We start from the raw sequence: 6000 nt of genomic DNA, 5'->3' as shown, positions 1-6000 counted from the left end.
GTCAACGGCACGTTGATGCTCCACCGGCGTCTGGCCCGCGAGTACGACCACCGGCCCGACAACGCCGCCTCCCGCGTCTGCTGGGCGTCCACCGCCAACATGGCCCGCCGCCTCACCACCCCCGCCCCAGCCTGGCGCGACGCCTACGAGGTGGCCGCGTGAACGTCGCCGACATCCTGAAGGACGTCCAGTTCCGGCATGAACAGGCCATGGCCCGGGCCGACGACCTGCGGCGGCAGATCGAGCACCTCACGACCGCCCTGGCCGAGACCGAGAGGCGCCTTGCCGAGCTGGCCACGGCCCGGAAGATCGTCCAGGAGATCACGCCGGACGGCACCGACCCCCAGCCCGACGAACCGGCTACCGCCTACCAGCAGGTCCTGGACACCTTCAACCACCACCCCGACCAGCCCTTTCGCGTCCGCGAACTGCACGAACTCCTCAGCTGGCCCACCGACGACCCCTCCCTGAATGTCACCCGCTCCCGCCTCGGACGCCTCACCCGCCAGGGCTTCCTCACCCAACCCGGACGAGGCATCTACCAGAAACGGACTTAACGTCCTCTGAACCGTTCCGGTGCGGCACCACCGCAGCCAGATGACCCGCGTGCGCACCGGCACGGGCGAGGCCGTCGCTCCGCATCGCCCTGGTGCGGCAGCATCACAGCTACATCCACTACGACGGCGGCACCCCGATCACCCGCGTCGCTCCGCACCGCCCCGGTGCGGCACCATCGCAGGGCGACCACCAACCCCGACAGCCCGGCTCACTGGGTCGTCCCTCCGCACCTTGCCGCGCGGCGCCATCACAGCCGCATGAGGCCGCAGGTACGTGGGTTGCACACGACCGTCCTTCCTGCCCCTGTTAGTGCGGCACCATCGCAGCCCGAACACAGTGACGAGCGCGGTGAACTGGCTCTCGCCTCCTCGTATCCCAGCAATGCGGAGCCATCACCGCCCCATGCCTTCTTCGGCTCGCCGAAGAGGGCGGCGTCGCTCCACACCACCCCTGTGCGGCACCATCGCAGCTTGGCACCGGCGGCGAGGACGTCCGCGATGTGCTCAGCTACTCCGCACCGTTTCGGTGGGGCATCATCGCAGCGACGGATCAGACATCGACGATTGAACCGCGACCCGGTAGATCCGCACCCCGTGCGGCACCGTCGCAGCTCCTCCTCCGGGCCGGGCTCGGTGCGCTCGGCGTGGTCGCTCCGTACCGTCCCTGGGCGGCACCATCGACGTCGTTCAGCGACTCCAGGTGCTGGATGTTGACGGTGGTGATGACGTCGATCCCGGCATCGAGAGCAACTCCTACGACTCCGTCATCGCCCTCAGCCGCGCCCGCGCCACCGCCTACGACATGAACGCCGACGAGAGCCGAAGCTTCCCGCGCGGCACGCCGGCCTCCCTTCGGTGACGCCCCGTCGGCGCCAGGGGCTTGCACCTCCATGGTCGTCCCCCGCGCCGTGGGAGGGTGCTTGCTTCTCATCGCTGGCCCGGGCGGTAGGCCACGAGCCGGTCCAGGCCGAGTTGGTGGAGGGTGTCACGGGCCTGGGCGTTAGCGCCTCGTACGACGACCGGCACACCGGCGGTGTGAGCTGCGCGCACCACAGCGAGGAGAGCAGTGGCGCCGTCTCGGCTGAGCCGGGTCACCCGGGTCATGTCGATGTCGACGGCGCTCGGTCCCCGTTCGAGGGCAGCGGCCATGCGTCGTGCGGCTCGCTCCGCGCTGCGGGATCCGACCTCGCCGTGGAGCTTGACCGTGACAGTGCCGTCCAGGCGGCGGCGCAGGTCGCGAGCGGCGGTGCGCAAGATGAGGGGGCTCGCGAGCACGAGGGCCAGGTTGGTCCACGGCTGCCTGGTCAAGGCGGTGGTCAGCCACGCGGCGAGAGCGGCGACGCCGGCCAGGGCGAGGGCGGCGAGCGCACGTGTCGTTCTCACCCGCACGGGCCCGAGCAGGAATTGGTGGTGGCTCTGGTGCACGAGTGGCTCCTGCGGGCGCGTCGGATCATCGCGCCGACCAGGCTTCCCGGCTCACCAGGGCGTGATGTTAGCCGCCGGCACCGATCCGGCCACGCCAGCGCGCCGACGACTCCTCCACCGCGCCAGTTAAAGGACTATCAGGGAATCGTAAAACTCGTATAAAGTAGCGGACGGAGTGCCGGGAAGCCTGGTCGGCGAACAAGGGGACAACTGTCTCTTCCTCTTCGCTGATCCGGGGGTGACTCCTGTGGTGCTCGTTGCCGTGTTCGGGGCCGCGCTGCTCGTCGCGGTCCTGCTGTCGGGCCTGGCCGCCCGCTCCGTTCTCTCCACGTCGCTGCTGTTCCTGGCCGCCGGGGCGCTGGTCAGCGACGGCTTCCTGGGCCTGATCCACGTCACCCCCGACAGTGCGATCGTGGCGACGACGGCGGACCTCGCACTGTTCAGGGTGCTGTTCACCGATGGCATGCACGTCTCGTTCCCCTCCCTGCGCTCGGCGTGGCGCAACCCCGCCCGGGCTCTGGGCCTGGGGATGCCGTTGGCGTTCGCCGGCATGGCGGTGGTGACGCACTTCCTGGTGGGGCTCGACTGGACGACGTCCCTGCTGGTGGGGGCGGTGCTGGCGCCCACCGACCCGGTATTCGCCTCGGCGATCGTCGGCCGCAAAGAGGTCCCGGCCCGCCTGCGGCAGCTGCTGAACGTCGAGTCCGGGCTGAACGACGGCCTGGCGCTGCCGGTGGTCCTGGTGCTGATCGCCGCCGCCGGCCCGACCTCGCCCCACTTCGAGGCGTCGCTGCCCACCATCGCCCTGGAGCTAGTCGGCGGCCTGGTCCTGGGCGCCGTCGTCCCGGTGGTGATCAGCGCCCTGGTCAGGGTGCCGGTCCTGGGAGCCGAGGCGAAGCTGCAGCCGCTGCTGCCACTGGCCACCGGCGTCCTGCTCTACGCCGCCTGCCACCTCACCGGCGCCAACCCCTACCTCGCCGCGTTCTCCGCCGGCGCCGTCCTCGCCTCCGTCTCCCCCGAGTCGAAGACCGCGTTCGAGCCGCTCGGCGAGGCACTGGCGGAGCTGAGCAAGTTCGCCGCCCTGCTGGTCTTCGGCGCCCTGCTCACCCCGCAGCTGTTCGGGGACCTGTCGATCGGCGGATACGTGGCCGTGGCCCTGGCGATCCTGCTCATCCGGCCCGCGTCACTGCTGATCTCGCTGATCCGCTCGCGCATCGACCGGCGCGAGCAGCTGGTCGCCGCCTGGTTCGGGCCCAAAGGCTTCGCCTCCGTCGTCTACGGGCTGCTCGTCCTGCAGGCCGGCATCCCGCAAGGCCGACAGGCGTACACGCTGATCGCGGTGTGCATCGCGGTGTCCATCGCCGTGCACTCCAGCACCGACGTGCCGATCGCCCGACTGTTCGACGTCGACGAGCCCGACCTGTCGGCCGCCGTGGACGATGGGGACACGGCACCGGCACCGGCGACCGCCGTGCCGATCCCGGTCCAGGCCGGCATCGACACGCTCGCCAAGGAGCACCCCGATGCGCGCACGTGATCTCGCCGAGCCGTACCCCACGGTCGGCCTGGACGCCCAGGCCCTGGACGCCGCGCGCCTGCTGGCCGAACACCGGCTGCCCGGCGTCCTGGTCGTGGATGCGGCCGGCGCCCCGCGCGCCCTGCTGCCTGCCTCCCAACTGGTCAAGCTGCTGGTGCCCGGCTACGTCCTGGAGGACCCGACCCTGGCCGCGGTGATCGACGAAGCCCACGCCGACCGGCTCTGCGAGGCACTGGCTGGGCTGCGGGTGCGCCAGTGCCTGCCCAGGGACGCCCCCGCGCCGGCGGTCGCCGACGCGGACGACACCGCCGTGGAGATCGCCGCCCTCATGGCCCGCACCCGCAGCCCGCTGGTCGCCGTCCTCGAACACGCCTCCGCCGGCAACGGGAACGGCCCGCTGCTGGGCGTGATCACCGCCTCCCACCTGCTCCACCGACTCCTGGGAAACCCGTGAACAACTGGCAAGCCTGGGCGTCGCTCGCCGTCTTCGCCGCTGCCTACGTCCTGATCATCACCGAGTGGGTCCACCGGGTCGCCGCCGCCCTCGGCGGCGCCGGTGCCATGCTCGCGATCCGGGCGACCAACGACGAATCGGCGTTCTTCTCCACCGACTCCGGCATCGACTGGAACGTCATCTTCCTGCTCGCCGGCATGATGATGATCGTCGGGGTGCTCCGCCGCACCGGCGTGTTCGAATACCTGGCGATCTGGTCGGTCAAACGAGCCCGCGCCAAGCCGTTCCGCGTGATGGCCATGCTCATGGTGATCACCGCGCTCGCCTCTGCGCTGCTGGACAACGTCACCACCGTGCTCCTGGTCGCCCCGGTCACCCTGCTGGTGTGCGACCGGCTCGCGCTGAAGGCCGCGCCGTTCCTGATCGCCGAGGTGTTCGCCTCCAACATCGGCGGCATAGCGACCCTGGTCGGCGACCCGCCGAACATCATCGTCGCCAGCCGCGCCGGCCTCACCTTCAACGACTTCCTCGTCCACCTCGCCCCGCTCGCGCTCGTGCTCACCGCCGTCCTCGTCGGGATGTGCTGCATCCTCTTCCGCCGCTTCTTCGTCTACGACGAGGACCGGGCGGCCGAGGTGATGGCCCTCAACGAACGCGAGGCGATCCGCGACCCGAAGCTCCTCGTCCAGGGCCTGGTCGTCCTCATCCTGGTGATCGCCGGATTCGTCCTTCACCCCGTCGTCCACTACGCGCCCTCGGTGGTCGCCCTCCTCGGCGCCGGCCTGCTCGTCGCCGTGTCCAAGGTCGAGACCAAGGACGTCCTCGCCGAGGTCGAGTGGCCCACCCTCGCCTTCTTCGCCGGCCTGTTCATCATGGTCGGTGCCCTCATCGAGACCGGCGTCATCGGCGAGGTCTCCCGCACCCTGGCCGACGCCACCGGCGGCGCGCCGCTCGGTGCGACGATGCTCCTGGTGTGGGCCTCCGGCCTGCTGTCCGCGATCGTCGATAACATCCCCTACGTCGCCACCATGGCCCCCATCACCGCCGATCTCGTCCACACGGTCGGCGACACCCACGGCCACGTCCTGTGGTGGGCCCTCGCCCTCGGCGCGGACCTCGGCGGCAACGCCACCGCCATCGGCGCCTCCGCCAACGTCGTCGTCCTCGGCATCGCCGAACGCAACCGCCAGCCCATCAGCTTCTGGACCTTCACCCGCTACGGCATCCCCGTCACCCTCGTGACCATCGCCATCTCCGCCCTCTACCTGTGGGTGCGCTACTTCGCCCTCGCCTAAGCGCGGCAGCCCAGCCCACCAGCAGCCGCACCGCGGACACGACACCGCTCGCCTGGCTGGCGAGCGCCTGCGCGGCCAGCCTGCCGCTGGGCATTGCCCTGGTGGTGTTCGGCCGGGCAGTGCTGTTGAACGGATGTTCCGTGTCCCACCGCCAGACCAGAGGGCCAGCGCGGCTGACGCCGACCAGCCGGGCGTCCGGGAGCGCGCGAGCGAAGTCGGCATCTGCCGGTTACCGCGGCCGCAGGTCCGCTCGCCTGTGCCGCCGCGTGCCGAGCGCGGGTTCAGGAGTCATCGCGGACGATGACGACCGGGCAGGCCGCGTGCTGGGCGCAGGCATGGCTGACCGATCCGAGCCGCAGACCGGCGAACCCGCCGTGTCCGCGGTGGCCGACGACGAGCAGGTCGGCACCACGCGACCTCTCCACCAGCACCTCGGCCGGATTGCCGGTCACCGTGCTCTGGCGCACCTCCACCGCCGGGGCCGCACCGATCACCTCGGCGACCGCTGCCGCAAGGCTCTTCTGCGCCGCCTCGGCGTGCCCGGAGTCCTGGCCGTGCACCGCCCACTCGTACATCGAGGCCGGCCGCCAGCAGGCCACCGCTTCCACCACCGCACCAGTGCTCGCCGCCTGCCCGAGCGCCCACCGAAGCGCCCGCTTCGACGACGGTGAACCGTCAACTCCGACGACAACCCGGTGTTGCGCCCCGACATCCTGGTCCATCGCGCACTCC

8 protein-coding genes are annotated in these 6000 nt (G+C 71.0%); 5 read left to right on the top strand and 3 right to left on the bottom strand.

Features of this window, described 5'->3' with window-relative positions; genetic code table 11:
• Window positions 1–158: 158 nt before the first annotated feature.
• Complete coding sequence (locus ACIBEC_RS44820; protein ID WP_396290631.1) at window positions 159–557, top strand: hypothetical protein; 399 nt, start codon at window positions 159–161, stop codon at window positions 555–557.
• Window positions 558–1107: 550 nt separating this feature from the next.
• Here ACIBEC_RS44820 and ACIBEC_RS44815 read toward each other — a convergent pair.
• Window positions 1108–1281: a hypothetical protein gene (locus tag ACIBEC_RS44815; protein WP_360508767.1), complete on the bottom strand. Its 174-nt coding sequence runs from the start codon at window positions 1279–1281 to the stop codon at window positions 1108–1110.
• Here ACIBEC_RS44815 and ACIBEC_RS44810 point away from each other — a divergent pair.
• The gene (locus tag ACIBEC_RS44810; protein WP_360508769.1) at window positions 1258–1416 is read left to right on the top strand and encodes a hypothetical protein; all 159 of its coding nucleotides are present in this window, start codon (window positions 1258–1260) and stop codon (window positions 1414–1416) included. The genes ACIBEC_RS44815 and ACIBEC_RS44810 overlap by 24 nt on opposite strands.
• A gap of 68 nt (window positions 1417–1484) precedes the next feature.
• Here ACIBEC_RS44810 and ACIBEC_RS44805 read toward each other — a convergent pair whose 3' ends face one another.
• On the bottom strand, window positions 1485–1982 hold the full coding sequence (locus ACIBEC_RS44805) for an STAS domain-containing protein (protein ID WP_360508761.1): 498 nt from the start codon (window positions 1980–1982) through the stop codon (window positions 1485–1487).
• Window positions 1983–2229: 247 nt separating this feature from the next.
• Between ACIBEC_RS44805 and ACIBEC_RS44800 the strand changes: the two genes are divergently transcribed.
• Genes ACIBEC_RS44800 through ACIBEC_RS44790 form a run of 3 tightly spaced genes read left to right on the top strand, consistent with a single transcriptional unit; the run spans window position 2230 to window position 5268 of the window.
• Window positions 2230–3519: a cation:proton antiporter gene (locus ACIBEC_RS44800; RefSeq protein WP_360508759.1), complete on the top strand. Its 1290-nt coding sequence runs from the start codon at window positions 2230–2232 to the stop codon at window positions 3517–3519.
• On the top strand, window positions 3506–3973 hold the full coding sequence (locus tag ACIBEC_RS44795; RefSeq protein WP_360508756.1) for a CBS domain-containing protein: 468 nt from the start codon (window positions 3506–3508) through the stop codon (window positions 3971–3973). Before ACIBEC_RS44800 ends, ACIBEC_RS44795 begins: the two co-directional genes overlap by 14 nt.
• Complete coding sequence (locus ACIBEC_RS44790) at window positions 3970–5268, top strand: ArsB/NhaD family transporter (protein WP_360508753.1); 1299 nt, start codon at window positions 3970–3972, stop codon at window positions 5266–5268. Before ACIBEC_RS44795 ends, ACIBEC_RS44790 begins: the two co-directional genes overlap by 4 nt.
• Before the next feature lie 281 nt (window positions 5269–5549).
• Here ACIBEC_RS44790 and ACIBEC_RS44785 read toward each other — a convergent pair whose 3' ends face one another.
• Window positions 5550–5990, bottom strand: coding sequence for a universal stress protein (locus tag ACIBEC_RS44785; RefSeq protein ID WP_360508751.1), 441 nt, complete (start codon window positions 5988–5990; stop codon window positions 5550–5552).
• Between the last annotated feature and the right edge of the window lie 10 nt (window positions 5991–6000).

Source organism: Kitasatospora sp. NPDC051164 (assembly GCF_044455625.1).
GTDB lineage: Bacteria > Actinomycetota > Actinomycetes > Streptomycetales > Streptomycetaceae > Kitasatospora.
This window is presented reverse-complemented; position numbering and strand designations above follow the sequence as displayed.

Coding starts and splice junctions, on each gene's coding strand:
- ACIBEC_RS44785 (WP_360508751.1), bottom strand. CDS start 5,990: ATGGACCAGGATGTCGGGGCGCAACACCGGGTTGTCGTCGGAGTTGAC.
- ACIBEC_RS44795 (WP_360508756.1), top strand. CDS start 3,506: ATGCGCGCACGTGATCTCGCCGAGCCGTACCCCACGGTCGGCCTGGAC.